General features: G+C 59.7%; 21 protein-coding genes and 1 pseudogene. 12 read left to right on the forward strand and 10 right to left on the reverse strand.

Translation table 11 applies throughout. The features are described from left to right. Nucleotides 1–36: 36 nt before the first annotated feature. The 6 genes from ACP7E0_RS23030 (at nt 37) to ACP7E0_RS23055 (ending at nt 6,140) form a co-directional block, all read left to right on the forward strand. Nucleotides 37–1,119 (forward strand): ABC transporter ATP-binding protein, encoded by a 1,083-nt coding sequence (locus tag ACP7E0_RS23030; RefSeq protein WP_426128158.1) that lies wholly within the window; start codon nt 37–39, stop codon nt 1,117–1,119. Between the two features lie 10 nt (nt 1,120–1,129). Further along, nucleotides 1,130–2,200 (forward strand): ABC transporter ATP-binding protein, encoded by a 1,071-nt coding sequence (locus tag ACP7E0_RS23035; protein WP_426128160.1) that lies wholly within the window; start codon nt 1,130–1,132, stop codon nt 2,198–2,200. 2 nt (nt 2,201–2,202) lie between these two features. Then, nucleotides 2,203–3,069 (forward strand): carbohydrate ABC transporter permease, encoded by an 867-nt coding sequence (locus ACP7E0_RS23040; protein WP_426128161.1) that lies wholly within the window; start codon nt 2,203–2,205, stop codon nt 3,067–3,069. Nucleotides 3,070–3,090: 21 nt separating this feature from the next. Continuing rightward, nucleotides 3,091–3,927, forward strand: coding sequence for a carbohydrate ABC transporter permease (locus ACP7E0_RS23045; RefSeq protein WP_426128163.1), 837 nt, complete (start codon nt 3,091–3,093; stop codon nt 3,925–3,927). After that, nucleotides 3,927–4,346, forward strand: coding sequence for a DUF2160 domain-containing protein (locus ACP7E0_RS23050; protein WP_426128165.1), 420 nt, complete (start codon nt 3,927–3,929; stop codon nt 4,344–4,346). Before ACP7E0_RS23045 ends, ACP7E0_RS23050 begins: the two co-directional genes overlap by 1 nt. Before the next feature lie 75 nt (nt 4,347–4,421). Then, entirely contained in the window at nt 4,422–6,140 is a 1,719-nt protein-coding gene (locus ACP7E0_RS23055) for a carbohydrate ABC transporter substrate-binding protein (RefSeq protein ID WP_426128167.1), read from the forward strand. Between the two features lie 139 nt (nt 6,141–6,279). Here the strand turns inward: ACP7E0_RS23055 and ACP7E0_RS23060 are convergent, their stop codons facing one another. The 4 genes from ACP7E0_RS23060 to ACP7E0_RS23075 form a co-directional block, all read right to left on the reverse strand. Then, nucleotides 6,280–7,023, reverse strand: a complete 744-nt coding sequence (locus tag ACP7E0_RS23060; protein WP_426128169.1) for a sugar transferase — start codon at nt 7,021–7,023, stop codon at nt 6,280–6,282. Between the two features lie 252 nt (nt 7,024–7,275). After that, on the reverse strand, nt 7,276–8,145 hold the full coding sequence (locus tag ACP7E0_RS23065) for a DUF6030 family protein (protein ID WP_426128170.1): 870 nt from the start codon (nt 8,143–8,145) through the stop codon (nt 7,276–7,278). A 108-nt stretch (nt 8,146–8,253) separates the two neighbouring features. Further along, nucleotides 8,254–8,442: a hypothetical protein gene (locus tag ACP7E0_RS23070; protein ID WP_426128172.1), complete on the reverse strand. Its 189-nt coding sequence runs from the start codon at nt 8,440–8,442 to the stop codon at nt 8,254–8,256. Between the two features lie 178 nt (nt 8,443–8,620). Next, nucleotides 8,621–9,526, reverse strand: coding sequence for a LysR substrate-binding domain-containing protein (locus ACP7E0_RS23075; RefSeq protein ID WP_426128174.1), 906 nt, complete (start codon nt 9,524–9,526; stop codon nt 8,621–8,623). Between the two features lie 114 nt (nt 9,527–9,640). Here ACP7E0_RS23075 and ACP7E0_RS23080 point away from each other — a divergent pair, with 114 nt between their 5' ends. Genes ACP7E0_RS23080 through ACP7E0_RS23090 form a run of 3 tightly spaced genes read left to right on the forward strand, consistent with a single transcriptional unit; the run spans nt 9,641 to nt 13,420 of the window. Continuing rightward, a complete protein-coding gene (locus ACP7E0_RS23080) occupies nt 9,641–10,783 on the forward strand; it encodes an iron-containing alcohol dehydrogenase (protein WP_426128175.1) in 1,143 nt (380 codons plus the stop codon). Nucleotides 10,784–10,785: 2 nt separating this feature from the next. Next, nucleotides 10,786–12,285 carry an aldehyde dehydrogenase family protein gene (locus ACP7E0_RS23085; RefSeq protein WP_426128176.1) on the forward strand — a complete coding sequence of 500 codons (1,500 nt, stop codon included), beginning with the start codon at nt 10,786–10,788 and terminating at the stop codon, nt 12,283–12,285. 13 nt (nt 12,286–12,298) lie between these two features. Continuing rightward, a complete protein-coding gene (locus tag ACP7E0_RS23090; RefSeq protein ID WP_426128178.1) occupies nt 12,299–13,420 on the forward strand; it encodes a mandelate racemase/muconate lactonizing enzyme family protein in 1,122 nt (373 codons plus the stop codon). A gap of 154 nt (nt 13,421–13,574) precedes the next feature. Here the strand turns inward: ACP7E0_RS23090 and ACP7E0_RS23095 are convergent, their stop codons facing one another. Continuing rightward, nucleotides 13,575–14,381: a potassium channel family protein gene (locus ACP7E0_RS23095; protein WP_426128247.1), complete on the reverse strand. Its 807-nt coding sequence runs from the start codon at nt 14,379–14,381 to the stop codon at nt 13,575–13,577. Between the two features lie 231 nt (nt 14,382–14,612). Here ACP7E0_RS23095 and mprF point away from each other — a divergent pair, with 231 nt between their 5' ends. Both mprF and ACP7E0_RS23105 read left to right on the forward strand, forming a co-directional pair. Beyond that, nucleotides 14,613–17,213: a bifunctional lysylphosphatidylglycerol flippase/synthetase MprF gene (mprF, locus tag ACP7E0_RS23100; protein ID WP_426128179.1), complete on the forward strand. Its 2,601-nt coding sequence runs from the start codon at nt 14,613–14,615 to the stop codon at nt 17,211–17,213. Beyond that, the gene (locus ACP7E0_RS23105; protein ID WP_426128181.1) at nt 17,210–18,589 is read left to right on the forward strand and encodes a virulence factor family protein; all 1,380 of its coding nucleotides are present in this window, start codon (nt 17,210–17,212) and stop codon (nt 18,587–18,589) included. The genes mprF and ACP7E0_RS23105 overlap by 4 nt, the downstream gene beginning before the upstream one ends. Before the next feature lie 69 nt (nt 18,590–18,658). Here ACP7E0_RS23105 and ACP7E0_RS23110 read toward each other — a convergent pair whose 3' ends face one another. The 3 genes from ACP7E0_RS23110 to ACP7E0_RS23120 all read right to left on the reverse strand — a co-directional run bounded on the left by ACP7E0_RS23110 (nt 18,659) and on the right by ACP7E0_RS23120 (nt 21,053). Further along, the gene (locus tag ACP7E0_RS23110) at nt 18,659–19,075 is read right to left on the reverse strand and encodes a hypothetical protein (RefSeq protein WP_426128183.1); all 417 of its coding nucleotides are present in this window, start codon (nt 19,073–19,075) and stop codon (nt 18,659–18,661) included. Nucleotides 19,076–19,147: 72 nt separating this feature from the next. Then, nucleotides 19,148–20,104 carry an MBL fold metallo-hydrolase gene (locus ACP7E0_RS23115; RefSeq protein WP_426128184.1) on the reverse strand — a complete coding sequence of 319 codons (957 nt, stop codon included), beginning with the start codon at nt 20,102–20,104 and terminating at the stop codon, nt 19,148–19,150. Between the two features lie 79 nt (nt 20,105–20,183). Continuing rightward, nucleotides 20,184–21,053: an alpha/beta fold hydrolase gene (locus tag ACP7E0_RS23120; RefSeq protein ID WP_426128186.1), complete on the reverse strand. Its 870-nt coding sequence runs from the start codon at nt 21,051–21,053 to the stop codon at nt 20,184–20,186. Between the two features lie 156 nt (nt 21,054–21,209). On the opposite strand from ACP7E0_RS23120, the gene ACP7E0_RS23125 reads away from it, so the two are divergent. Further along, complete coding sequence (locus ACP7E0_RS23125; protein WP_426128188.1) at nt 21,210–22,211, forward strand: GlxA family transcriptional regulator; 1,002 nt, start codon at nt 21,210–21,212, stop codon at nt 22,209–22,211. A 54-nt stretch (nt 22,212–22,265) separates the two neighbouring features. Here the strand turns inward: ACP7E0_RS23125 and ACP7E0_RS23130 are convergent, their stop codons facing one another. Together ACP7E0_RS23130 and ACP7E0_RS23135 are read right to left on the reverse strand one after the other, a co-directional pair. Next, nucleotides 22,266–22,745, reverse strand: coding sequence for a chemotaxis protein CheW (locus tag ACP7E0_RS23130; protein WP_037097448.1), 480 nt, complete (start codon nt 22,743–22,745; stop codon nt 22,266–22,268). Beyond that, nucleotides 22,745–24,528: pseudogene (locus ACP7E0_RS23135) on the reverse strand (methyl-accepting chemotaxis protein). Before ACP7E0_RS23135 ends, ACP7E0_RS23130 begins: the two are co-directional and overlap by 1 nt. Nucleotides 24,529–24,645: the final 117 nt, after the last annotated feature.

Consider the following 24,645-nt stretch of genomic DNA (forward strand, 5'->3'; position numbering starts at 1 on the left):
GGATGGCGCTGCCTACGGCTGGGAGGAAGCCTGAGAATGCTTGAACTGAAAAACATAACCAAGGTTGTCGGGGCGGATACGCATATCCATTCGACCGATCTTGTGCTGGAGCGGGGCTCGCTCAATGTGTTGCTGGGCCCGACGCTGTCGGGCAAGACATCGCTGATGCGACTGATGGCTGGGCTCGACAAGCCGACGACTGGCACGATCTCGTTCGACGGCAAGGATGTGATTGGCGTGCGCGTGCAGGATCGTTCTGTCGCCATGGTCTACCAGCAATTCATCAACTACCCGGCGATGACCGTTTACGAGAACATCGCCTCGCCGATGCGCATTTCCGGCAAGGATGCGGCAACGATCGATCGCGAGGTGCGCAAGGCGGCCGAGCTGATGAAGCTGACGCCTTACCTCGAGCGCACGCCGCTCAACCTGTCGGGTGGCCAGCAGCAGCGCACGGCGCTGGCGCGCGCCATCGTCAAGAATGCCAGCCTCGTTCTGCTCGACGAGCCGCTTGCCAATCTCGATTACAAGCTGCGCGAGGAATTGCGCGAAGAATTGCCGAAGCTGTTTGCCGCTGCCGGCTCGATCTTCGTCTATGCGACGACCGAACCGCAGGAAGCGCTGCTGCTCGGTGGCCATACCGCTACCATGCACCAGGGCCGCATCAGCCAGTTCGGGTCGACGATCTCGGTCTATCGCAAGCCGGCCGATATAGTCACCGCAAAAACCTTTGCCGATCCGCCGCTCAATACGCTCGACGTTGTGAAGTCCGGCAACACATTCGAACGCGGCGGCCTCAGCGTCCTGCCGGTGCCGGCGCACCTGGCCGGTATCGCCGACGGCGCCTATACCATCGCCTTCCATCCACACCATCTGTCGCTTGCCCGTCCGCACGACACGGCGGCGACGCTGAAGGCGCGCATCATCATTTCGGAAATCGCCGGCTCGGAAAGCTTCATCCATGTCGATTGCGCGGGATCGCGCTGGGTCATGCTCGAACACGGCATTCACGACATCGATCCGGATACGGCAATCGAGCTTTTCGTCGATACCCGCCACCTGATGGCGTTCGGGCCGGATGGACGCGCGATCGGCGGCTCTGCCGCTCGGGGAGCGTGAGGAGAAAACCATGGCACGCATCAATCTCGACCATATCCGCCACGCCTACGGCCCGAACCCGAAGAAGCCCTCGGACTATTCGCTGAAGGAAGTGCATCACGAATGGAATGATGGCGGCGCCTATGCGCTGCTCGGTCCGTCCGGCTGCGGCAAGACCACGCTGCTCAACATCATTTCCGGGCTGCTGCAGCCGTCGGAAGGCAAGATCCTGTTCGACGGCAAGGATGTCACCAACCTGTCGACGCAGGAGCGCAACATCGCCCAGGTGTTCCAGTTCCCGGTGATCTACGACACGATGACCGTTTACGACAATCTGGCCTTTCCGTTGCGCAACCGCCGGGTTCCGGAAGGCGAAGTCGATCGCCGCGTCACGGAAATCCTCGAAATGATCGGCCTGTCCGACCGGGCGAAGAAAAAGGCGCAGGGGCTGACCGCCGACCAGAAGCAGAAGATCTCGCTCGGCCGTGGTCTTGTCCGCTCCGACGTCAGCGCCATCCTGTTCGACGAGCCGCTGACGGTTATCGACCCGCATATGAAATGGGTGCTGCGCTCGCAGCTGAAGCGCCTGCACAAGCAGTTCGGCTTCACCATGGTCTACGTCACCCATGACCAGACCGAGGCGCTCACCTTCGCCGACAAGGTCGTTGTCATGTATGATGGCGAGATCGTCCAGATCGGCACGCCGGCGGAGCTGTTCGAAAAGCCGAAGCACACCTTCGTCGGCTATTTCATCGGTTCCCCGGGCATGAATGTGCTGCCGGCGAAGATCGACGGTTCCTCCGTCGATCTCGATGGCCAGAAGCTCGCCCTGTCCTTTGCGCCGAAGATCGCCGCCGGTGCGAAGACCGAACTCGGCATCCGTCCGGAATTCATCCGGCTTGGCCGCGAGGGCATGCCGGTGACGATCTCCAAGGTCGAGGATATCGGCCGCCAGAAGATCGTCCGCGCGTCCTTCGCCAACAAGCCGATCGCCATCGTCGTGCATGAGGACGGCGAAATCCCGGCGGAACCGAAGATCACCTTCGATTCCGCGGCCATCAATATTTACGCCGACAGCTGGCGTGTAGGGGGGGAGGCCTGATCATGGAAAAGACCTGGAACAACAAGGCCTGGTTCATGGTCCTGCCGGTGCTGGTGCTGGTCGCCTTCTCAGCGGTCATCCCGCTGATGACGGTGGTCAACTATTCGGTGCAGGACACATTCGGCAACAACGAATTCTTCTGGGCAGGCACCGACTGGTTCATCCAGGTGCTGCAGTCCGACCGTTTCTGGGATGCGCTGACCCGCAACCTGATCTTCTCCGCCATCATCCTGGCGATCGAGATCCCGCTCGGTATTCTGATCGCGCTCAACATGCCGAAGACGGGGTTTGGCGTTCCCGTTTGCCTCGTTCTGATGTCGCTGCCGCTGCTCATTCCGTGGAACGTCGTTGGCACCATTTGGCAGGTGTTCGGCCGGGTCGATATCGGCCTGCTCGGCTACACGCTGGCAGCGCTCGGTATCAACTACAACTATGTCAACAATGTCTTCGACGCCTGGGTGACGCTGATCGTCATGGACATCTGGCATTGGACGAGCCTTGTGGTTCTGCTTTGCTATGCCGGCCTCGTGTCGATCCCGGATGCCTATTATCAGGCTGCAAAGATCGACGGTGCCTCGCGCTGGGCGGTGTTCCGTTATATCCAGCTGCCGAAGATGAAGCGCGTGCTTTTGATCGCCTTCCTGCTGCGCTTCATGGATAGCTTCATGATCTATACCGAGCCCTTCGTCATCACCGGCGGCGGACCCGGAAATGCCACCACATTCCTGTCGATCGATCTCGTCAAGACGGCCATCGGCCAGTTTGATCTCGGTCCGGCAGCAGCACTTTCGCTCATCTACTTCCTGATCATCCTGTTGCTCTCATGGATATTCTACACCGTGATGACCAATAGCGATGCGCAGAGCTGACGGACGGAGGGAGGAAAAACAATGACCACCGCAACACAATCTGCATCCCTGGCATCCGGCCGCAGCCTCTCCTGGCTCGTGCCCACGATCTACATCATCTTCCTGTTGTTGCCGATCTATTGGCTCGTCAACATGAGCTTCAAGACCAACACCGAGATCACCGGCACGTTCTCGCTCTATCCGCATGCGCCGACGCTCAGGAACTACGCTGTGATCTTCACCGATCCATCCTGGTACAAGGGCTATATAAACTCGATCATCTATGTGGTGATGAACACCGTGATCTCGGTTTCGGTGGCGTTGCCGGCGGCCTATGCCTTCTCGCGCTACCGGTTCCTTGGCGACAAGCACCTGTTCTTCTGGCTCTTGACCAACCGTATGGCACCGCCGGCCGTTTTCGCGCTGCCGTTCTTCCAGCTTTATTCCGCTTTCGGCCTGATCGATACGCATATCGCCGTGGCGCTGGCGCATTGCCTTTTCAACGTGCCGCTGGCGGTCTGGATCCTCGAAGGCTTCATGTCGGGCGTGCCGAAGGAAATCGACGAGACCGCCTATATCGACGGTTATTCGTTCCCGCGCTTCTTTGTCCGGATCTTTATCCCGCTGATCGCATCCGGTATCGGTGTCGCCGCGTTCTTCAACTTCATGTTCTCCTGGGTCGAACTGCTGATCGCTCGGACCCTGACGACGACCGACGCCAAGCCGATCGCCGCGATAATGACGCGCACGGTGTCTGCATCCGGCATGGACTGGGGTGTACTGGCCGCGGCCGGTGTGCTCACCATCATTCCCGGTGCGATCGTGATCTATTTCGTCAGAAACTACATTGCCAAGGGCTTTGCCCTGGGGAGAGTCTAATGGCCACCGTGTCCCAACGCATCAACCGCTGGCCCCTGGCGCTGGCTGCCGTTCTCGTCGTCTATGCCGCCTTAACCGGGCTGCTCATCATGGCGCTGCCGATCAAGGACGGCGTGCGCGACTGGTTTGCGCCGCTGATCCCTGGCGGCTGGATGGCCTGGTCCTTTCCGGGCGCGATGTTCTTCCTCACCATCTTTGCGCTCCTGTCGCTGATGGCCGTCTGGGAATATGCGCGGCCGGGTGGCAGCCCGCGCGTCGGCATCCTGCGCTTCGAGACGACGCGCGGCGATCGGCTTTTCGTCTCGCTGCTCGGCAGCGCCTTCATTCATCTCGCATGGCTGGGACTTGTCGGTCCCAACGTGTGGTGGGCTCTTGCGCTTTCCTTCGTGTACGCCGTCGGCGTTTTCAAGCTGGTTTGAGGCAAGATTACTGAAACGGATTGCCGGGGAGGCAATCCGACATTGCAATCGCAAAACCTTTAAGGGAGGACAATTATGCGACGGCACCTTTTAACATCAACAGCAGTTCTGCTGCTGGCCTTTACCGGATCCGCATTCGCGGGCATGGACGAGGCAAAGCAGTTCCTCGATAAGGAAATCGGCGATGTCTCGACGCTCGATCGCGCCGGCCAGGAAGCCGAAATGCAATGGTTCGTCGATGCGGCAAAGCCATTTGCCGGCATGGACATCAAGGTGGCTTCCGAAACGCTGACCACACACGAATATGAATCCAAGACCCTTGCCGCGGCGTTTACCGCGATCACGGGCATCAAGGTCACGCACGACCTGATCGGCGAAGGCGATGTGGTTGAAAAGCTGCAGACCCAGATGCAGACTGGCGAGAATATCTATGATGCCTATGTCAACGACTCTGACCTTATCGGCACCCATTGGCGTTACCAGCAGGCCCGCTCACTGACCAAGTGGATGGCCAATGAAGGCAAGGACGTGACCAATCCCGGTCTCGACCTCGCTGATTTCATCGGCACGAAATTCACGACAGCCCCGGACGGCGACCTCTACCAGCTGCCCGACCAGCAGTTCGCCAACCTTTACTGGTTCCGGTATGACTGGTTCAACGACGAGAAGAACAAGGCCGATTTCAAGGCGAAATACGGCTACGATCTCGGTGTTCCGGTCAACTGGTCTGCTTATGAGGACATCGCTGAATTCTTCACCGGTCGCGAAATCGACGGTAAGAAGGTCTATGGGCACATGGACTACGGCAAGAAGGATCCGTCGCTCGGCTGGCGCTTCACCGACGCCTGGCTTTCCATGGCCGGCAACGGCGACAAGGGCCTGCCGAACGGCCTTCCGGTCGACGAATGGGGCATCAAGGTCAACGAGAAGTCCCAGCCGGTCGGCTCCTGCGTTGCCCGCGGTGGCGACACCAACGGTCCTGCAGCGGTCTATTCGATCCAGAAGTACCTGGACTGGATCAAGGCTTATGCGCCGGCGTCCGCCGAAGGCATGACCTTCTCGGAATCCGGTCCGGTTCCATCGCAGGGCGAAGTCGCCCAGCAGATGTTCACGTATACGGCGTTCACCGCCGACTTCGTGAAGGAAGGTCTGCCGGTGGTCAACGCTGACGGTACGCCGAAGTGGCGCTTTGCTCCAAGCCCGCACGGCGTCTACTGGAAGGACGGCATGAAGCTCGGTTATCAGGACGTGGGTGCCTGGACGCTCATGAAGTCCACGCCGGAAGACCGCGCCAAGGCCGCATGGCTCTATGCGCAGTTCGTCACCTCCAAGACCGTTGACCTTAAAAAGAGCCATGTCGGCCTGACGCTGACCCGCGAGTCGACGATCCAGCACAAGAGCTTCACGGATCGTGCGCCGAAGCTTGGCGGTCTGATCGAGTTCTACCGCTCGCCGGCCCGCGTTCAATGGTCGCCGACCGGTACCAACATCCCTGACTATCCGAAGCTGGCACAGCTTTGGTGGCAGGCGATCGGTGACGCGTCCTCGGGTGCGAAGACCGCGCAGGAAGCCATGGATTCGCTGTGCGCCGAGCAGGAAAAGGTTCTGCAGCGTCTGGAACGCGCCGGCATCCAGGGCGAAATGGGTCCGAAGCTCGCCGAAGAGCACGATCTCGAATATTGGAACAAGGATGCCGTCTCGAAGGGCAACCTTGCACCGCAGCTTAAGATCGAAAACGAAAAAGAAAAGCCGCAGACCATCAACTACGACGAACTGGTCAAGAGCTGGCAGTAAAAGATAGCAACCAGGCGCCGGATAATACCGGCGCCTGGTTCTGTATTCTCAGGCGGATCACTGTCGATCCGCCGGTAAAAAAGCCGCCGGAAGATATTTTTCCGGCGGCTTTGTTGTTGGGGATGTCTGCCTTTTGGCTCTAAAGGCCGGTGGCGCTCTTTAGCGCATTGAGGATGTTGCGGGATACGATCTTCACATCCATGATCAAGGAAAAATTACGAATATAATTGACGTCACAAACGATGCGGCGGATCACCATCCAGCGGTGTCCGGCCAGGCCGTGTAGATGACGGGCCTGTGTCAGTCCGGTCAGGCCGGGGCGCATCAGGTGGCGGTATTCGTATCCCTCTACCAGTTCGGCATAGCGCTGCCCTCCAACCTGCATATCGGGAACATGCGGGCTTGGCCCGACCAGCGACATATCGCCGGCAAGCACATTCCATAATTGCGGCAATCCATCGAGATGGGTCTTCTGTAAGATGCGCCCAATCGGCGTCAGCGGCGGGGCGGCCGGTGCATGGGGCATGCCGCGGCGGTACTCACAACGAAATCGCAAGACATCGAACGGGACTTCGTTGAGGCCGGTGTGTAATTGCCGGGTGAGGGCCGGGCCTTTGCTACCCAGTTTGATGAATACGGCGATGAGGAAAAACACCGGCGCAAGAAACAGAAGTCCGAGAGAGGCGCAAACGGCGTCGAAAAGACGTTTGACAGCCAGTTGAACGGGAGCGTTCGGGGAGCCGGTCGGATGGATGTAAAAGCTGTTGTCGTCTTTCCGCCGGTCGTTATCGGGAGGGAGAAATTTCGTTGGCAGCGTCCTGCCTGTTCGGCGGCCTGCCATCTTGATGGCCGAAGCCGGTTCGAACACCATTTCCTCTGCCATGCTTTGGCTACTCCCGATGTTCTTGACAGACGAGGACGATACGTTTTTCTGCGTACGTGATAATATGACGAAGGCTAATAAAACTTTTAGTGTTGCCGCCTGATAAAATTACTTTGTTCGTGCGTAGAATATTGGATTTTTAGTAATCTATTAAATACGACGATCTTCGACAATGCCCTGACGGGTTATCTTGTTACGTTTGGTTAATATGTGCAGTCCGAGATGGATTGTGGCGGCCTTGATATAAGCTGATTACGGGGCCGGATTTTCGAGCGTCAAGCCTTCAGCGCTTTCACCGGCCATCATGCCGTCGATCATGGGGAGGCCGTCGCTGCCAGTCAGCGGAAACCATTTTTGCCGATCGAAAAACAGCTCACCTGGCGTTTTCTTGCGCCGGTTGGTGATCTGGTAGGCGATGAAATTGTAGCGCGGCGTTTCGCCAAACTCTTTCTTGAACTGGATGCGACTGCCAAAGTCACGGATATCGAACGCTTCCAGCGCATGGATCTTGGCGATGATCTCGTCGATATTCCCCCAGCGAACCTGCCGCAGGAAGATGCCCGCAGCGTCGCCGGCAAGGTCTGCAACCTTGGCCGTGTCGGCTGCGGCTTCTATGTTCAGCTTGACGCGGAAGGAGGTGACGAGGTTTTCGGCCGCACCCTTGATGGAGATGAAGACTGAAGACTGCACGTCTCCCGCATTGTTCTGAATAGGCAATTCAACGAAGGACGAGCATTCCCAATTGTCTTTGCTGTTGCTGCTCACCGTCCAGTCCAAGTCGCCGAAGCCGCCGCTCTTCAACTGTTCGCAAAGGGTTCGCGGATCGCTCTGGATCAGGCGGATAAAATTCTGTTGCGGTGCCTTGAAGTCGGCGAATGTATAGACCGGCAACACCATGCGAGCCGGCGGCATGCGAATGCCCCGGCTTTGCGTGATCTTCACCTGTTTTGCAGCCGGATCGGGTTTTCGCAGAAGGTCCGGATAGCCAAGATAGGTCAACAGCAGGTCGAGATTCCGGTGGTTGTTGGCAAGCAGAACCGTTGCCAGAATACCTGCAAAGACCAGGCCCACAGCGACGAGAAAGAAAACCTTTCCAGACCGGCTTTTCCGCTGCTCTTTCATGCCGAAACCCGAACTCCGCGGTTCCCACCGGCCTTGGACGTTTTCATGCCCTGGCCATCCGGCTTCTTGTTTGTTCCAGGCCCACCCTGGTAACTTTTGCGGGCGGGATCAGCCGGTCAGCCGGCTCAAACGAGCCATGACGATCGCGTGAACAAGGAGCAAAGGCCACACGAGGCACAAAACCAATCCGAGAACACGCATTCCATCCCAGCCGCCACCGCCGATCTCACCCTCACGATAGGTATTGTCGAGAAAAAACAGACATATCAAGGCATAAAATGCAAGAAACGATGCCATCAAGATGGACCCGGAACCAGCGAGAGGGAAGGGAGACGCGGGCTATACGCAATTTTGGACATGGCAGCATTGCTACCAAGACCTTGCACAGCTGCAACTGGCCGGCAATATACCACGACAGCGGCTGATAGAGCCTTGCTTGATTCGACGGCAATTCACAATCGGCCCACGCTTTTGGTCATACCGTTCCCGATTCAAGCAACCTTGCGTGCAGGTGCATCGCTTCCGCCGATACTGTCTTGTATTTCGGCAGGCCGAGATAGTAGCCGTATCCGGTTGCCAGGCATTCTTGACCTACCCGCACCAGCTGCCCGTCTGCGATCTGCTCGTCGATCAATCCCAGACTGCCAAGCGCGATGCCATCGCCGCGCAGGGCCGCATCGATCGCCATGATATAAGTTGAAAAGGAAAAGCGCGGATTCTGCAGCTTGAGCCGCGGCGGATTCGGCAGCCGGCCGAACCATTGGCGAAACGAGATCCAGTGGGCGTTGAAACGTTCATAGTCGATCAGGTCAAGCGCGGCGATATCGGTGACAGAGAGTTTGCCGCTGTCGAGCCCACGGCTTGCCAGGTAATCCGGCGAGGCGACCGGGGCCAGCAGTTCCGGCATCAGCAGCGTCAGATTCCAGCGCGGATGCTCGCCGGTCGAATAGAGAATGACGAGATCATTGTTTTCCGATGCAAGATCGGAGGGCGTATCAGAGGTCAGAAGCCGCAACGAAATGGTTGGGTTCTCCTTGCCGAAGTCCCTCAGCCGCCGCCCGAGCCAGAGATGAGAAACCGAGCCGCTGGCTGCAATGGCGATCGTTCCGCCGGTGCCGGGCCGGAATGGCTCAAGACTTTCCTCCAGGTATTCGAGCGTTGCGCGCACCCGCTGAAACAGCTGTTCTCCTTTTGGCGTCAGTTCAAGGTTTTTGCCGCGCCGGATGAATAAGGGCGTGCCGAGATGATCTTCCAGTCCCTTGATGCGACGGCTGATGGCGGCCTGGGTGATGTTCAGCTCGCGGCCAGCCTTGGAGAAGTTCATTTGCCGGCAGGCTGCGTCAAAGACACGGAATGCTTCCAGCGGAATATGATCGAGCATATGTCTTCCATGACTTCAGATTATCAAAATGGCTGAATAATGCCCATATTTGAAAATATCAGATTGTGATGCACGGTGGAAGCAGCATCCACCTCGCATTGCAGGATAGACCCCGTGCCGTTCTCCACATCCTTCGTTCCCGAAATCCGTTTCGGTGAAAATCTCCACGAAACGATCGGTGCCGCAGCCAAGGCTTTTGGCGGCAAAACCGCAGCCCTCATCATCGATAGTTTCCTGGCGCAATCGGGGCTGGCGGAGCGGGTCGTTGCCCAGCTCAAGGCTGAAGGCATCGAGGTGCGGGTATTTTCCGATTTCGCCGGTGAGCCGAAGATCGCGCATGTGCGCAAGGCGACCGAAACCGTCACCGGAGCGGATGTCGTGATCGGCATCGGTGGCGGTTCTGCGCTGGATATTGCAAAGATTGCCGCCTGTTGCGCAGCTTCCGGCGAAGACGCCATGCATTATGCTCTTGCTGCCAATCCCCTGCCGAAAAATCCACTGAAGAAGATCATGGTGCCAACCACCGCCGGAACGGGGTCGGAAACATCCGCTACCAATATATTTGCCGGGCCGGAAGGCAAGAAGCTCTGGATCTGGGGTGCCGAGACCAAGGCCGATCTGGTGCTGCTTGATCCGGCCCTGACCGCGACATTGCCTGCTACCTTGACGGCCTGGTGCGGCATGGACGCCTTCATCCATGCCTTCGAGGCTGCCACCAACCGCAATGCTCACGCTGGCGGCAAGTTTTATGCTCACGAGGCATTGCGTCTGCTGACGGATGCGCTTGAGACGGCGGTGAAGGAGCCGAATGATATGGAGGGCCGCGGCAAGGTGTTGCTCGGCTCATGCTACGCCGGCATCGCCATCGACAATTGCGGCACGGCCGTCGCCCATAATATCAGCCATGCCATGGCAGGCCTAGCGCCTGTGCATCATGGCCTTGCTACGGCACTCGGCTTCGAAGCGACGCTCGCCTGGCTGGTCGAAGCTGATACCGCCGATCTGAACGCCGCGGCTCATGCCTGCGGCCTTGCCGATGCGGCAGCACTGCCGGCCTTCGTGTCTGATCTGATGAATCGTTGCGGTATCGCCCGCGTTTTGCCGAAGGCTTTCTCGGCTCTCGATGCGGCGGCGCTCTCCGAGGAGATGAAGGCGCCGGAAAATCAGCCGATGCGCCGCTCGACCATTCGCGAAATCGGCGACGAGGATATCGCCCGTTTCGCCGCATCCATCATGTCCCTTCCGAAGGCAGCCTGATCATGACCAAGCAGTATACCCGCGACTACTGGGAAAACGTTCTCTCAGCTCTGAAGCCGGAAGGCCGCCATTTTATCAATGGCGAACTGTCGCCGTCGTCATCCGGCCAGACCTTCACCCGCACACGCCCGATGGACGGACAGCCGGGCGGGGTTCTGGCGCGCGGCAATGCTGCCGATATCGACCGGGCGGTGGCCGCCGGGTGTGCTGCCTTTGCCAGCGGCGTCTGGCGGCACAAGGATCCGGTTGAAAAGAAGAGGGTCATGCTGAAATGGGCGCAGCTTATCCGCGACCACGGTGATGAACTGGCGATGCTGGAAACGCTCGATGTCGGCAAGCCGGTGATGGCCTCGCTGAATGTCGACGTCCGGCTCTGCGCCGATGGCATCCAGTTCTATGGCGAAATGATCGACAAGCTCTATGACGAGGTGGCCCCGACGCCGCCTTCGGAACGGGCGATCGTGCGCAAGGTACCGATCGGCGTTATCGGCGCCATTACGCCCTGGAACTATCCGATGATCATCGATGCTTGGAAGCTCGGACCGGCGATTGCAGCGGGCAATTCCGTGGTGCTCAAGCCAGCCGAGCAGTCCTCGCTCTCGGCCATCCGTCTTGCCCAGCTTGGTTACGAAGCCGGTCTCCCGGCAGGCGTCCTCAACGTCGTCACCGGCTTTGGCGAGGAAACCGGCAAACCGCTGGCGCTGCATATGGATGTCGACATGATCGCCTTTACCGGCTCGACGGAGGTCGGCAAGCTGATCATGGGTTATGCCGCCCAATCCAACGTCAAGCGCGTGGCGCTCGAACTGGGCGGCAAGTCGCCGCTGGTGGTGTTTGCCGATGCCGATCTCGATGCCGCCGCATCCGCCGTTGCCTGGGGCTGTTTCTATAATTCCGGCGAGACCTGCCATGCCTCGACACGGCTGATCGTCGAACGTTCGGTGCAGGACGCGCTGATCGCCAAGATCGAAGCGGTGACGAAGAGCGACATCGCGCTCGCCCATCCCTTCGAGCCGTCGGCCCAGATCGGTGCGCTGATCGAGGAGGAGCACATGAACAAGGTGCTCGGGATGATCGCTGCCGGTGAGAAGGAGGGTGCGCGCCGCGCGTTTGGTGCCGAACGGGTTCTGGCGGAAACCGGCGGCTATTACGTCTCCCCCGGTGTTTTCGTCGATATGACCAACGATATGAGCCTCGCCCGCCAGGAAATATTCGGACCCGTGCTGGCCGCCATCCCGTTCGATAGCGAAGAAGAGGCGCTCAGGATCGCCAACGACACGATCTATGGTCTTGCCGGTGCCGTCTTCACCACGGACATGAGCCGTGCTCACCGCTTCTCTGAAAACCTGCATGCCGGCACGGTCTGGATCAACACCTACGACATGTCGAATTTCGCCACGCCATTCGGCGGCTTCAAGCAGTCGGGCTTTGGCCGCGACCGTTCGGTGCACGCGATCGACAAATATTGCGACTACAAGACCATCTGGCAGCATTTCGGCTGAGGAGAGCAGGGCTATGAGCAAGATCGTTTCCATCGAGATCACCCATCACCGCCTGCCGCTCGATCCGGCCTTCAAGGCGAGCTGGGACGGCCGTCCGCGCAAGCATTTCGATGCGACGATCGTCCGCGTCCGCGATGACGAGGGCCGCGAGGGCATCGGTTCCGGCGACCTGATGAAAGGGTTTGAGGGCCATGAGGACCTGTTCATCGGGCAGGATCCGCGGCATCTGGAGCGGCATTATGAGGTGTTGTCGCATATCTCGTTCCATTATGGCCGCTGCTGGCCGATGGATCTGGCGCTGTGGGACCTGTCCGGCAAGATCACCGGCGAACCCGTATGGCGCATGCTTGGTGGCCGCGCGGACAAGGTCCGGCTCTATGCTTCGTCCGGTGTTCTGCGTGATCCGTCCGCCATGGCCGACACTGCGGAACGTTATATTGCTGAAGGCTTTCCGGCCATGAAGGTGCGTTTCTCTTCCTCGGCCGGTGGCCGTGGCAGCTGGAAGGCGGATGTCAAGGCGCTTGAGGCGATCCGTGCCCGCGTCGGCGACAAGCTGGAACTGATGGTCGATTGTAACCAGGGTTGGCGCATGCCGTGGGATACGACGCTTTCCTGGACCTTCAAGGACGCTCTGACTGTTGCCAGGGAGTTGGAGAAGCTCGGTATCTATTGGATGGAGGAGCCGCTGTTTCGCTCCGACCGCGAAGGCATGCGCCGTCTGTCGGACGCGACCAGCATGCGTATCGCTGGCGGCGAAATGACCCGCGAACTTTATGAATTCCGCGATATTATCGAGGAGCGTGCCTTCGACGTGATCCAGCCCGATGTGGCGCTGGTCGGCGGCATTACCGGTTGCCGGCGTCTTGCTTATCAGGCCAGGGAAGCCGGGGTGATGTTTACGCCGCACTCCTGGACAAACGGCATCGGCGTGCTCGCCAACGCGCACCTGACCGCCGGTGCCGGCGATGCTCCGTTCCTGGAGTATCCCTATGACAATCCCGAATGGAGCGAGGCCCGCCGCGACTATCCGATGGTTTCACCCTTGAAACACAAGGGCGGCTGGCTTGAACTCGGCGAAGCGCCGGGGCTCGGTGTCGTCTTGGACGAGGACAGGCTGAAGGCGACGCGGGTTTAGAGCGCTAGGGCACTTGATGAAGTGCGGCCTGCTCAGGCAACTCCCTCCCCTTTGTGGGGAGGGTTGGGGAGGGGAAGCTGCACGCTTTGAACAGAAGAAACCCCTCCCGGCCCTCCGGGCCACCCTCCCCACAAGGGGGAGGGAGACGCAGGCTTCAGTTTCCTTCGTCCGGAATGTTCAGGACATGGCCGCAGGCCTTGCAGTGCACTGCGTTGGCGTCATGCCGCTGCAAGCCGCATTGCGGGCAGGGGAAGACGACCTTGTGCGGGCGCACGATCGCCTGCGCCAACCGCACGAACAGCGAGATGCCGAAGATCATCGTGACGATGGACGTCAGCTTGCCAAGTGTTCCGGGCAGGGTGATATCGCCGAAGCCTGTCGTCGTGATGGTGGCGACGGTGAAATAGAGGGCATCGACGAACCCTTCGACACCTGCCGCTTGATGATAGAAAAACGCGGTATAGACGAAGCCGGTGACGAGGAACAGGAAGGTCACAAAATTGATGCAGGCGCGGATGACGTCTTCCCATTCCGCATAGCCCGCCCGCTTGATCAGAAGCGTGAACACCTTGCTCTGACCAAGCGACCAGATGCGGAAGGCACGCAGGAACGCGAAATTGGAAAATTGTGCCGGAAAGAGCAGGGTCGCCAGGATCGCGATATCGACCCAGGTCATCGGCCGGGTCAGCCAGCGTCTGAAGCTTGAAGCGATCAGCGCGCGGGCCCCGAGCTCGAAGGCGATCAGCGCGGCGATTGCATAGTCGATGATGAGGTAGGTATGCCCGGCAGCGAAATAGGGGCCGACGAGGAAGAAGATGATGATGGCGAGATCGATGAACGCCATGGTGATCTGAAACCGGATCGCCCGGGTACTCGTACCGAGATAGAGCATGCGCAGTTTGCAGCGCAGGGCATGCAATACCGGTTCTTCTGGTTTTTCCGTCTCGATGTGCTCTGTCATGAAATTGAAATAGGCTGGCGCGTTAAAGTGGTCAATGCTGCCAATGGTTACAGATGTCATGATGCGGGTGCTACGCGACCAAGAGCCGGTTCGAATCTGGTGGGGCCCTCGTGCCGGCGCAAAAAGGCTGGAATCAGGCGTTTGAAGATTACATTAAGTTCACTTTATTTAGCTATCGCAGGATGTATATGTCGATGACATTACAGTTTGAAATGCCCCACCAGGTGCTCAATGTCCAATCCGGCCGATAGAAACGATGAGCACAATGGTGCTCAAGTCCTGGTTCAGCGGGTATGGCTTCAGGGCCGGCTGCTGGCGGCGATTGCTACGATCCTTATTCTTGCCCTTGCCGGCTATGCGATCTTCCACCTGACGAGTGAAGTTCGCTACGAGGACGTGATGTCGGCGCTCGATAACGCCAGCACCACGTCCATCGCGCTTGCCATCGGCTTTACCGGTTTGAGCTTCTTCGCCCTGACCTTCTACGATGTCGGAGCGTTGATCTACCTCAAACGAAAGTTGCCTTATGCGGATGTCACGCTGACGGCGGCGGCGGCCTATGCCGTCGGCAATACGGCGGGTTTTGGGCCGCTGAGCGGCGGCGCCATCCGCTACCGCGCCTATTCGCGCCTGGGTCTGAAGCCGGAAGAAATCGGCGCCATTATCGCTTTCGTCACCCTTGCCTTTGGGCTCGGGCTGGCAAGCGTCACGGCCCTCAGCCTTTTAATGATCGCTCCGGAAGTGGCGCCGCTCGTCGGCATGAGTTCACCGGCACTCCGTACCATCGCGATCCTGATCCTGACCGTTCTTGTGGCGTTTATGGTGGCGGGGCGCGACAACCGGGCCCTGCAGCTGGGGCGTTTTTCCTTGCGTATTCCCGATTCGCGCACGGCATCACGCCAGTTTCTCGTGACCGTCCTCGACCTGGCGGCCTCGGCGTCCGTCCTCTACGTGCTGTTGCCCGACGGCGTGATCGGCTGGCCGGCGTTTCTTGCGATTTATGCGGTGGCTGTCGGCCTTGGCGTTCTCAGTCATGTCCCGGCCGGCCTCGGCGTCTTTGAAACGGTGATTGTTGCCGCGCTCGGACAGGCGGTCGATGTCGACACGGTTCTGGGGGCACTCGTCCTCTACCGCCTGATCTACCATGTCCTGCCGCTGCTTCTGGCGGTCATCTTCGTCATCGGTGCCGAGTTGCGCAGTCTCTACCGCAAGCCGGTCGCTTCCAGCCTTCGCCGCGTGGCAGGCCGGCTGACGCCGCTTCTCCTGGCAACACTCGCGCTTATTCTGGCCGCCATGCTGGTGTTTTCCAGCGTCACCCCGACGCCGGATGACAATTTGGCTTTCCTGGCCGACTATGTGCCGTTGCCGATTATCGAAGGCACCCATTTCCTGGCCAGCCTGCTCGGCCTTGTTCTCGTCATCGTCGCGCGTGGCCTGGCCCGGCGGCTGGACAGTGCCTGGTGGGCAGCGCTGGTCGTCGCCGTTATCGCGCTGCTGTTTTCACTGTTGAAGGCCGTTGCGCTGATCGAGGCCAGCCTGCTCGCATTTTTCATCGTTAGCCTGCTGGCAACGCACCGCCTGTTCGACCGGCCTGCAAACCTGTCGAACGAACGGCTGACGCTGCCGTGGTTGACGGCGATGCTGGCACTGTGCGCCTTTGCCGTGATCGTGCTGTTGTTCGTCTATCGCGACGTGGAATACAGCAATACGCTCTGGTGGCAGTTCGAGCTGTCGGAGGAAGCGCCGCGCGGCCTTCGCGCTGTCCTCGGATTGACGATTTTCTCCGGTGCCGCCGCGCTCTGGAGCCTGTTGCGCCCGGCCAAGGGTCCGAGGGAAGCGTCTTCCACAGAGGACATCGACAAGGCGATCGCCATTGCCAGAATGCAGGATATGTCGGACGCCAATCTTGTGCGAATGGGCGACAAGAGCCTGATGTTTTCAACCGATGGCCGCGCCTTCATCATGTATGGCCGTCAGGCCCGGTCCTGGATTGCCCTGTTTGATCCTGTTGGCCCGCGCGATGCGTGGCCGGACCTGATCTGGCAGTTCATCGAGGAAGCGCGTTCCTGCGGCTGCCGCCCGGTTTTCTACCAGGTGTCTCCTGCCGGGCTCTCCTATTACGCGGATGCGGGCCTGCGGGCGTTCCGTCTGGGCGAGCTTGCCACGGCGGACCTGACAACGTTCGAGCTGAAGGGCGGCAAGTGGGCCACTCTGCGCCAGACCGTCAGCCGGGCGCAGCGCGACGGCCTGGAATTCGCCGTCGTCGAGCCGGACGGCATCCCGGCGATCATGGACGATCTCGTTGCGGTCTCCGACGCCTGGCTTGCGCACCATCGTGCCAAGGAAAAGGGTTTTTCACTCGGTGCATTCAACCCGGACTATATTGCCGCCCAACCGGTCGCGGTCCTGCGGCTGAACAGGAAAATCGTCGCCTTCGCCAATATCCTCGTGACCGATGTTTGCGAGGAAGGGACCATCGATCTCATGCGCTTCCTGCCGGATGCGCCGAAGGGATCGATGGACTTCCTGTTCGTATCGCTGATGGAATATCTGCGCGACAAGGGGTTCAAGCGGTTCAATCTCGGCATGGCACCGCTGGCCGGCCTTTCCGGCCGCCGTTCCTCGCCTGTCTGGGACAAGGTTGGCCGCACGGTTTTCGAACACGGCGAACGCTTCTATAACTTCAAGGGCCTGAAGGCCTTCAAGTCGAAATTCCATCCGCACTGGCAGCCGCGTTATATGGCAGCGGGTGGTGGTATCAACCCCGTTCTGGCACTGATGGATGCAACATTCCTGATTGGCGGCGGCGTTAAGGGAATTGTGAAAAAATGATCTTGAAGACATTCTGCCAGGCCGCTTTCGCAGCCAGCCTGTTTTTCACGGCATTCCCGGCGCGATCGGAGGATCCTGCCGCCTTTGATACGGGCATGATTCCGTCGCCGCACATTCTGACGCCTACCGGCGATGTCGCTGCCGCCGTGGTGCTGATTTCGGACAAGGCCGGATGGTCGGACAAGGAGGATACGCTTGCCAAAAGCCTGAGCGACGGCGGCGCCTTGGTCATCGGCATCGATCTGCCGAGCTATCTGGCATCGCTGGCGAAGGACGACGGCGACTGCATCTACATGGTGTCGGACATCGAAGCGCTAAGTCAGCAAGTCCAGCGGGCGGCGAAGAACAACGATTACCGGCTACCGATCGTTGTCGGCGCCGGCGCGGGCGGCGCGCTGGCTTTGGCCATCGCGGCGCAGACCCCGGCAGCGACAATCGGGCAGACGCTGGCGATCGATCCCGAGGCCGGCATCGCACTGAGCAAACAACTCTGTACGCCCGCCGACAAGAAAAAGGTGGGCGATCGGATGGTCTACGGTCTGACCGACGGCCCGCTGCCCGACCCGGTCACTGTGCTGTTTACCAAGGATGCACCTGCAGATGGCCGCGCCCATGTTGCGGAGTTGACAGCCAAGCACAGCGATATCGAAATCACCGAGACCGATGACGAAACGTGGACGGCTTTTTCCGATGCGCTTTCGGGGCTCGTTTCTGCCTCCGCAGGCGAGGACAATCCGCTCGGTCTGCCGCTGACGGTGCTTGAGGCCAAGCCGACGCGTGACACGATGGCCATCGTCTATTCCGGCGATGGCGGCTGGCGCGATATAGACAAGGAAGTCGGTGATGTTCTGCAGCAGCAGGGCATGCCGGTGGTCGGTATCGATTCCCTGCGTTACTTCTGGTCTGAACGCCAGCCGCAGGAAACCGCCGATGATCTGCATCGCATCATCGCATTTTATGGAAAGCGCTGGAACGTCAAGCATATCCTGCTGATCGGCTATTCCTTCGGTGCCGATATCCTGCCCCGGACCTACAATCTGCTGCCACAGGCCGATCGCGACCGCGTTGCGCAGGTATCGCTGCTCGCCGTGTCGCATCAGGTGGATTACAAGATTTCCGTGCTTGGCTGGCTGGGTGCGGCGGCGGCGGATGGGGCCGGAGATCCGGCAGACGACATAAGCAAGATCAAACCAGCCGTCGTGCAGTGCGTTTATGGGACCGACGAGGAGGATGATGTCTGTCCGACACTGAAGGATACCGGCATCGAAGTCATCGCAATCGACGGAGGCCATCATTTTGACGAGGATTATCCGGCTCTGGTCAAGCGCATTCTGGATGGATTTGATCGCAGGCTGGCGGCTATCGCCAAACCTTAGTCGGTAAGCCGCGGCCGGACATAGAAAAGACCGCCCTCCTGATGGAGAACGGTCCTTTTTGGTCAAGGGTTATTGCTTGTTGGCTTTGTCAATGTCGGCGCGGCCGCTCGGAATGGTGCTGACGGTGACCGAGACCGGATCACTGGCGGGGAACGAAGACTCCAGCCCTTCATCAAGCTGTTCTTCCAGCGTGCCGCTATCGCCAGCAGTTCTCGCACTTCGCAGCGAAATCACTGCCGGAGATTCACCGGTGGAACCACTGCTAACGCGCCCGCTATCATCGGCCTCGCCGCCATCGGGCTGGTCGAACGACGCCACTTGCAGCATCATCGCCTTGGCTCTTGCGATCGCGTTGAGACGGTTCAAGCCATCGGATTCGGTCTGATGCATCTGGACCGAAATCACGTCGCCACCTTCGCCGACAAATTCCACAGTCATGAGCCCCGATGAAGGCTGCGGGTGGACCTGCGTGCCGATTACTTCCATGACAGTCGCCTCCGTGAATACGTTACCGCTAATAACAGCGCCGGGAGAGGTTTTGTTCCGTTGCTCGATGTCTCACGCTGCAACGAAGCGGTAACTGGTGCCCTTGCGTTCGGCATAGCCGATGCCGGGATAGGTCCAGTGGTAGCCGAGCAGCTTGATGCGGTCGGCGGCGGCGCGGTCCATCAGTTTCTGGCGGTTCCTGATTGCCACGTCCGAAAGCGTGTCGAAGCCGAATTTCCAGCCGGGATGTTCGAAGGAAACGATACGGTTGGTGGCGGCGTCGGCCGAGATGATCATTCCATCGCTGCCCGCCAGTTCGAGCGAGATATGGCCGGGGGTATGGCCCTCGGTATCGAGGACCCGCATGCCGGTGACGATATCGTCGCCGTCTTTCACCAGCTTCACCCGGTCCTTGACGGCAAACAGGTCGCGTTGCGCACCGCGGGCAAAGCTGTGCAGGGCCTTCGGCATCTTTGTTTCGAAGTCCGGATCGGCCCAGAAGGCCCATTCCTTCTCGGAGACGAAGTATTCGGCGTTGGGAAAGCGCAGGTTTCCCGCCTCCGTCAACGTGCCGCCGGTGTGATCCGGATGCGCATGGGTGAAGACCACCTTGGTGACGCCGTTGGGATCGGTGCCGGTGATATCGAAGTTCTTGCCGAACAGGCCGGCCGTCGCCTGGAAATTTGTGCCCGAGCCGACATCGACGACGATGATGTCCTTGCCCGTGCGGATGACCGGAATGTTGGCCGGCATCGGCGCACTTTCGGCATCGCCGCCGAGGCGCTTCAGGATGTCGGCACGCTCAGCCGGTGTTGCTTCCGGCATGATGATATCGGCGGGCAGGGTGAAATAGCCGTCGCTGAGGACGGTGATGTCGAAATTGCCCTGGGTAATGCGATGGGTTTCGGTCGCGAACATGGTCTTTGGCCAGAATGGGAGGGTGGCAAGGGCTGCACCAAGCGCCAGGAACTGGCGGCGGCTGGTTTCGCTCTCGGTGAAGGTCTCGGTGGCAACGGTTGCGCGGGTCATGGCAAAACTCCGGTGGGTTCGGGTTTAACGATAAGGCGGTTCCGGCACCGCGGGAGGTGGCGGTGCCGTAAGGTCGGCATCACAATCTTGCGAATTCGAGCAGATCGGCGTTGAGCTGCTCCTTGTGCGTGTCGGTGATGCCGTGCGGGGCGCCGGCACAGACCTTGAGGATGGCGTGCGGCACCAGCTTCTTGGAGGCGCGGCCGGCGGCATCGATCGGCACGATCTGGTCGTCGTCGCCATGGATGATGATCGTCGGCACGTCGAACTTCTTCAGGTCCTCGGTGAAGTCGGTCTGCGAGAAGGCGACGATCGAGTCATAGGTGTTCTTGTGGCCGCCCATCATGCCCTGCAGCCAGAAGCTGTCGATCATGCCCTGGGAGGCAACGGCGCCGGGACGGTTGAAGCCGAAGAAAGGGCCAGAAGCGATATCCCTGTAAAGCTTCGAACGGTCGACGACGCTTGCCGCCTGGATGCCGTCGAAGACCTCCTTCGGCAGGCCGAGCGGGTTCGCATCGGTCTTGACCATCAGCGGTGGCACGGCGGAGATCAGGCCGGCCTTGGCGATGCGACCCGTGCCATGGCGGCCGATATAGCGGGTGATCTCGCCGCCACCGGTGGAAAATCCAGCCAGGAAAATGTCCTTGAGGTCCAGCTGCTCGATCAGGTCAGAGAGGTCGTCGGCATAATGGTCCATGTCGTTGCCATCCCATGGCTGTGACGAACGGCCGTGGCCGCGGCGGTCATGGGTGATGACGCGAAAACCATTGTTGGCGAGATGGAAGGCCTGGGCTTCCCAGCTATCGGCGGACAGTGGCCAGCCATGGCTGAGGATGACGACCTTGCTATCCGTCGGACCCCAGTCCTTGTAGTAGATTTCGACGCCGTCGCGTGTGATGATCCTGCTTATCATGGTCTTGGTCCCTTCGGTTGCAGTGTGGATGGTCATGGTCGTATTCCCTCTGGTTCTATCCGGTTGTTTTTCCTCGATGGGGGCTGCGTTTCCGGTGTTTCCGTTTGCGCCGCCGGTCTTGTTGCTTTGATACCAAGCGGGGCCTAAACTCGGGATTGGCGAAACTGACATTAAGCGGGACGGAACTGACAAATGGCGCTTGGTGAACCAGCAGAGATCGGCATCGTCATCTATCCGGAGGCGCAGCGCGCGGCGATTCACGGGCTGACGGACCTGTTTCACGTGGCCAATCTGATGAGCGACGAGCAGGCTGGCAGGGCACCGGCACGCATCCGCGTCAGCCACTGGCAGTTGTCGGAGGATGGCCGCGAGGTGACGAAGGTCTTTGACAGTCATCCCGGTCCGCACAGGGGACCGGTTGCACTAATCCTGCCACCGAGCCTGACCAACCTGCCCATTGGCAAGCGCATGGGTGTCCTGCCGGAATGGATCAGGGCTCAGCATGCGGCGGGGACGACGATCTGCTCGATCTGCGGCGGCGCCTATCTTCTGGCGGAATCCGGATTGCTCGACGGCCGCGTGGCGACGACCCATTGGAGCCATTCCGACGAGATTTCAGGCAAGTTTCCCGGCATCAAGGTGGATGTCAGCAAGCTGATCATCGATGACGGCGACATCATTACCGCCGGGGCGATGATGGCCTGGATCGATCTGGGACTGAAACTGACGGCGCGTTTCATGAGCCCGAGCATCCAGCTCGCCACTGCCCGCTTCATGCTGGTCGATCCGGCCGGGCGCGAACAGACCTTCTACAGCACCTTCGCGCCGAAGCTGCATCACGGCGACGATGCCGTGCTGAAAATCCAGCACTGGCTGCAGGCGCATCACGCGGAAAAGATCACGCTGGAGATGATGGCGGAGCGCGCGGGGCTCGGCGAACGCACATTCCTGCGCCGTTTCCAGAAGGCGACGGGTATAAACCCGACGGAATATTGCCAGCAGTTGCGGATTACCAAGGCGCGCGAGCTGCTGGAGATTTCCGGCATCAAGGTCGAGCAGATCGCCTGGCAGATCGGTTACGAGGACCCCGGCGCATTTCGCAAGATCTTCCGCAAGCTCTTGGGCCTGTCGCCGGGCGAATACCGCCGCCGATTCTTCGTCGGCGAGGATGCGCCCGGCACGGCTGCTGCCTAAACGCAAAAAGAGCGGCCGGCGCCGCTCTTTGATGCGATCGTGAAGCGGCAGCGATCAGGCTGCGACGTCTTCCATCTCGCGTTCCTTGAACATGCGGGCGAGGTTGAGGAAGCAGATCATGCCGGTCTCGTTGGCGATGATGCCTTCCGCATAGCTCTTGTCGAAGGAGGTGGTGATTTCCGGAACCGGCTGAACCTGGTCGCCGCGGACAGTCAGGATGTCGGAGACGCGGTCGACGACGAGGCCGATGACCATGTTGTGGACTTCTGCAACAACGATGGCGCTGCGTTCGTTGGCAACCGTGCTCTTCATGCCGAGCTTGTGGGCAAGGTCGATGATCGGGATAACGGTGCCGCGTAGGTTCATCACGCCGAGAACGTCGGCCGGAGAATGCGGGATCGGGGTGGACGGCGCCCAGCCGCGGATTTCGCGGATCGTCGTGGTCTTCACGCAGAACTCCTGATCGTGAAGACGGAAGGCGATGATCTCGAGCGTTTCGTGACCGAAGGTACCTGTAGAGATCGTGTTGTTCATCAAAATTCTTCCCAGCTATCCCGATTGGCGGCAACTGCCACGTTTGAACTAAAGGCCTTCGCTACCCGGTTGGCCATGGCTCGGGCCGGGGAAGCGACCGGTTTTGCGTCCTGCCGCGCTGCCGCCAAGCGACCCTTAGATGCCTCGCCGACCTTGAACTGGCTGAGCAGACTGAAAAGACCGTCCGCTTCCTTCGCCAAGGCGTGGCTGGCAGCCGTGGATTGCTCGACCATCGCTGCATTCTGCTGTGTACCTTGGTCCATTGTATTCACAGCCTGGTTAATTTCTTTCAAACCTGCCGCCTGTTCTTTTGCACCTTCTACAATAGCGGTCACATTGGTGTTGATCTGCTGCACCTGGGTCAGGATTTCCTCCAGTGCCTTGCCGGGACGAGAGAGACGCCGGTTTTGACCTGATCGCTGGAGGTAGTGATCAGGCTCTTGATCTCCTTGGCCGCTTTTGCCGAGCGCTGGGCGAGTTCACGCACTTCCTGTGCCACCACCGCAAAACCCTTGCCGGCATCGCCGACCCGGGCCGCCTCGACGCCTGCATTGAGGGCCAGCAAGTTTGTCTGGAAGGCGATTTCGTCGATCACGCCGATAATGCTGGAAATCTCGCGCGACGAGTTCTCGATCTCGCCCATCGCCTTGACGGCGTTTCGTACCACCTCGCTGGAGCGTTCGGCTCCGAGCTTGGTCTGCGCCACCAGCGTGCCTGCCTCTTCGGCGCGGCTGCTGCTGTCAGCCACGGTGGTGGTGATCTGCTCAAGTGCTGCGGCGGTTTCCTCTATCGATGCCGCCTGCTGCTCGGTGCGTCTTGAAAGATCCTGGGCGGCGTTGCTGATTTCGCCGGAACCAGCGGCGATCGCCTGCGCATTGGTGCCAACGGCGCGCATGGCCTGCTTCAGTTTGTCGATGGAATCGTTGAAGCTGAGGCGGAGCGTTTCCAATGCCGGGATGAATTGCCTGTCCAGATGCTGATCGAGATTGCCGCCAGCCAGGTCTTGCAACGCCGCCGCCAGTTCCTGGCTATTGTTGACGCGGCCGGTAATGTCGGTGGCGAATTTTACCACCTTCATCACCGATCCGTTCAAATCGAAGATCGGATTGTAGCTGGCCTGGATCCACACCTGCCTGCCGCCGCTGCCGATCCGTTTGAATTCGTCGGCGATAAACTGGCCGTTGCGCAGCTTGGCCCAGAAGTCCCTGTATTCGTCGCTGCGGCTGTAGGCGGGATCGCAGAACAGGCTGTGGTGCTTGCCCTGAACATCGGCAAGTTGATAACCGAGCGTCGAGAGAAAATTCCCGTTGGCCGTCAGAATGTCGCCGTTCGGGGTGAACTCGATGACGGCCTGGGCGCGGGAGATCGCATCGATCTTGCCGGCATCTTCGGTGCTCCGCAGTTTAGCCACGGTAATGTCGGTGGCAAACTTGACGATCTTGTAGGGCTTGGAACCCCGGAAAACGGGGTTGTAGGATGCCTCGATCCAGATTTCCCGGCCGCCCTTGCCAATTCGCTTGTACTGGCGTCTGTCGAATTCGCCGCGCCCAAGCCGTGCCCAGAATTCGCGATAATCCGTGCTAGCCGCGTCGGCCGGATCGACAAACATGCGGTGATGCTGACCGACGATTTCCGGTAGGTCATAACCCAGTGTTTTGCAGAAGTTCTCATTGGCAGTCAGGATTTTACCCTGCAGATCGAACTCGATGATCGCTTGTGATCGCTGCATCGCAGACAGGATTGCCTTGGCGTCGCCGCCGAACGGCGATGGGAAACTGCTCATGGCTGTCGGTCCTTATGTGCACGGTTGGACAACGCGCGCGCAGGCGCGCCGCGCGATCGGGGCGGATTTTCACTGAATGGGAATGCGGACTGTTGGTGAACGATACCGGCACTTGCG

The organism is Pararhizobium sp. PWRC1-1, from assembly GCF_049897905.1.
In the GTDB taxonomy this organism is placed as follows: domain Bacteria; phylum Pseudomonadota; class Alphaproteobacteria; order Rhizobiales; family Rhizobiaceae; genus Pararhizobium.

Coding starts and splice junctions, on each gene's coding strand:
- ACP7E0_RS23105 (WP_426128181.1), top strand. CDS start 17,210: ATGATCTTGAAGACATTCTGCCAGGCCGCTTTCGCAGCCAGCCTGTTT.
- ACP7E0_RS23055 (WP_426128167.1), top strand. CDS start 4,422: ATGCGACGGCACCTTTTAACATCAACAGCAGTTCTGCTGCTGGCCTTT.
- ACP7E0_RS23035 (WP_426128160.1), top strand. CDS start 1,130: ATGGCACGCATCAATCTCGACCATATCCGCCACGCCTACGGCCCGAAC.
- ACP7E0_RS23060 (WP_426128169.1), bottom strand. CDS start 7,023: ATGGCAGAGGAAATGGTGTTCGAACCGGCTTCGGCCATCAAGATGGCA.
- ACP7E0_RS23125 (WP_426128188.1), top strand. CDS start 21,210: ATGGCGCTTGGTGAACCAGCAGAGATCGGCATCGTCATCTATCCGGAG.
- ACP7E0_RS23045 (WP_426128163.1), top strand. CDS start 3,091: ATGACCACCGCAACACAATCTGCATCCCTGGCATCCGGCCGCAGCCTC.
- ACP7E0_RS23090 (WP_426128178.1), top strand. CDS start 12,299: ATGAGCAAGATCGTTTCCATCGAGATCACCCATCACCGCCTGCCGCTC.
- ACP7E0_RS23095 (WP_426128247.1), bottom strand. CDS start 14,381: ATGACAGAGCACATCGAGACGGAAAAACCAGAAGAACCGGTATTGCAT.
- ACP7E0_RS23120 (WP_426128186.1), bottom strand. CDS start 21,053: ATGACCATCCACACTGCAACCGAAGGGACCAAGACCATGATAAGCAGG.
- ACP7E0_RS23130 (WP_037097448.1), bottom strand. CDS start 22,745: ATGAACAACACGATCTCTACAGGTACCTTCGGTCACGAAACGCTCGAG.
- ACP7E0_RS23110 (WP_426128183.1), bottom strand. CDS start 19,075: ATGGAAGTAATCGGCACGCAGGTCCACCCGCAGCCTTCATCGGGGCTC.
- ACP7E0_RS23075 (WP_426128174.1), bottom strand. CDS start 9,526: ATGCTCGATCATATTCCGCTGGAAGCATTCCGTGTCTTTGACGCAGCC.
- ACP7E0_RS23085 (WP_426128176.1), top strand. CDS start 10,786: ATGACCAAGCAGTATACCCGCGACTACTGGGAAAACGTTCTCTCAGCT.
- ACP7E0_RS23065 (WP_426128170.1), bottom strand. CDS start 8,145: ATGAAAGAGCAGCGGAAAAGCCGGTCTGGAAAGGTTTTCTTTCTCGTC.
- ACP7E0_RS23030 (WP_426128158.1), top strand. CDS start 37: ATGCTTGAACTGAAAAACATAACCAAGGTTGTCGGGGCGGATACGCAT.
- ACP7E0_RS23040 (WP_426128161.1), top strand. CDS start 2,203: ATGGAAAAGACCTGGAACAACAAGGCCTGGTTCATGGTCCTGCCGGTG.
- mprF (WP_426128179.1), top strand. CDS start 14,613: ATGTCCAATCCGGCCGATAGAAACGATGAGCACAATGGTGCTCAAGTC.
- ACP7E0_RS23050 (WP_426128165.1), top strand. CDS start 3,927: ATGGCCACCGTGTCCCAACGCATCAACCGCTGGCCCCTGGCGCTGGCT.
- ACP7E0_RS23115 (WP_426128184.1), bottom strand. CDS start 20,104: ATGACCCGCGCAACCGTTGCCACCGAGACCTTCACCGAGAGCGAAACC.
- ACP7E0_RS23070 (WP_426128172.1), bottom strand. CDS start 8,442: ATGGCATCGTTTCTTGCATTTTATGCCTTGATATGTCTGTTTTTTCTC.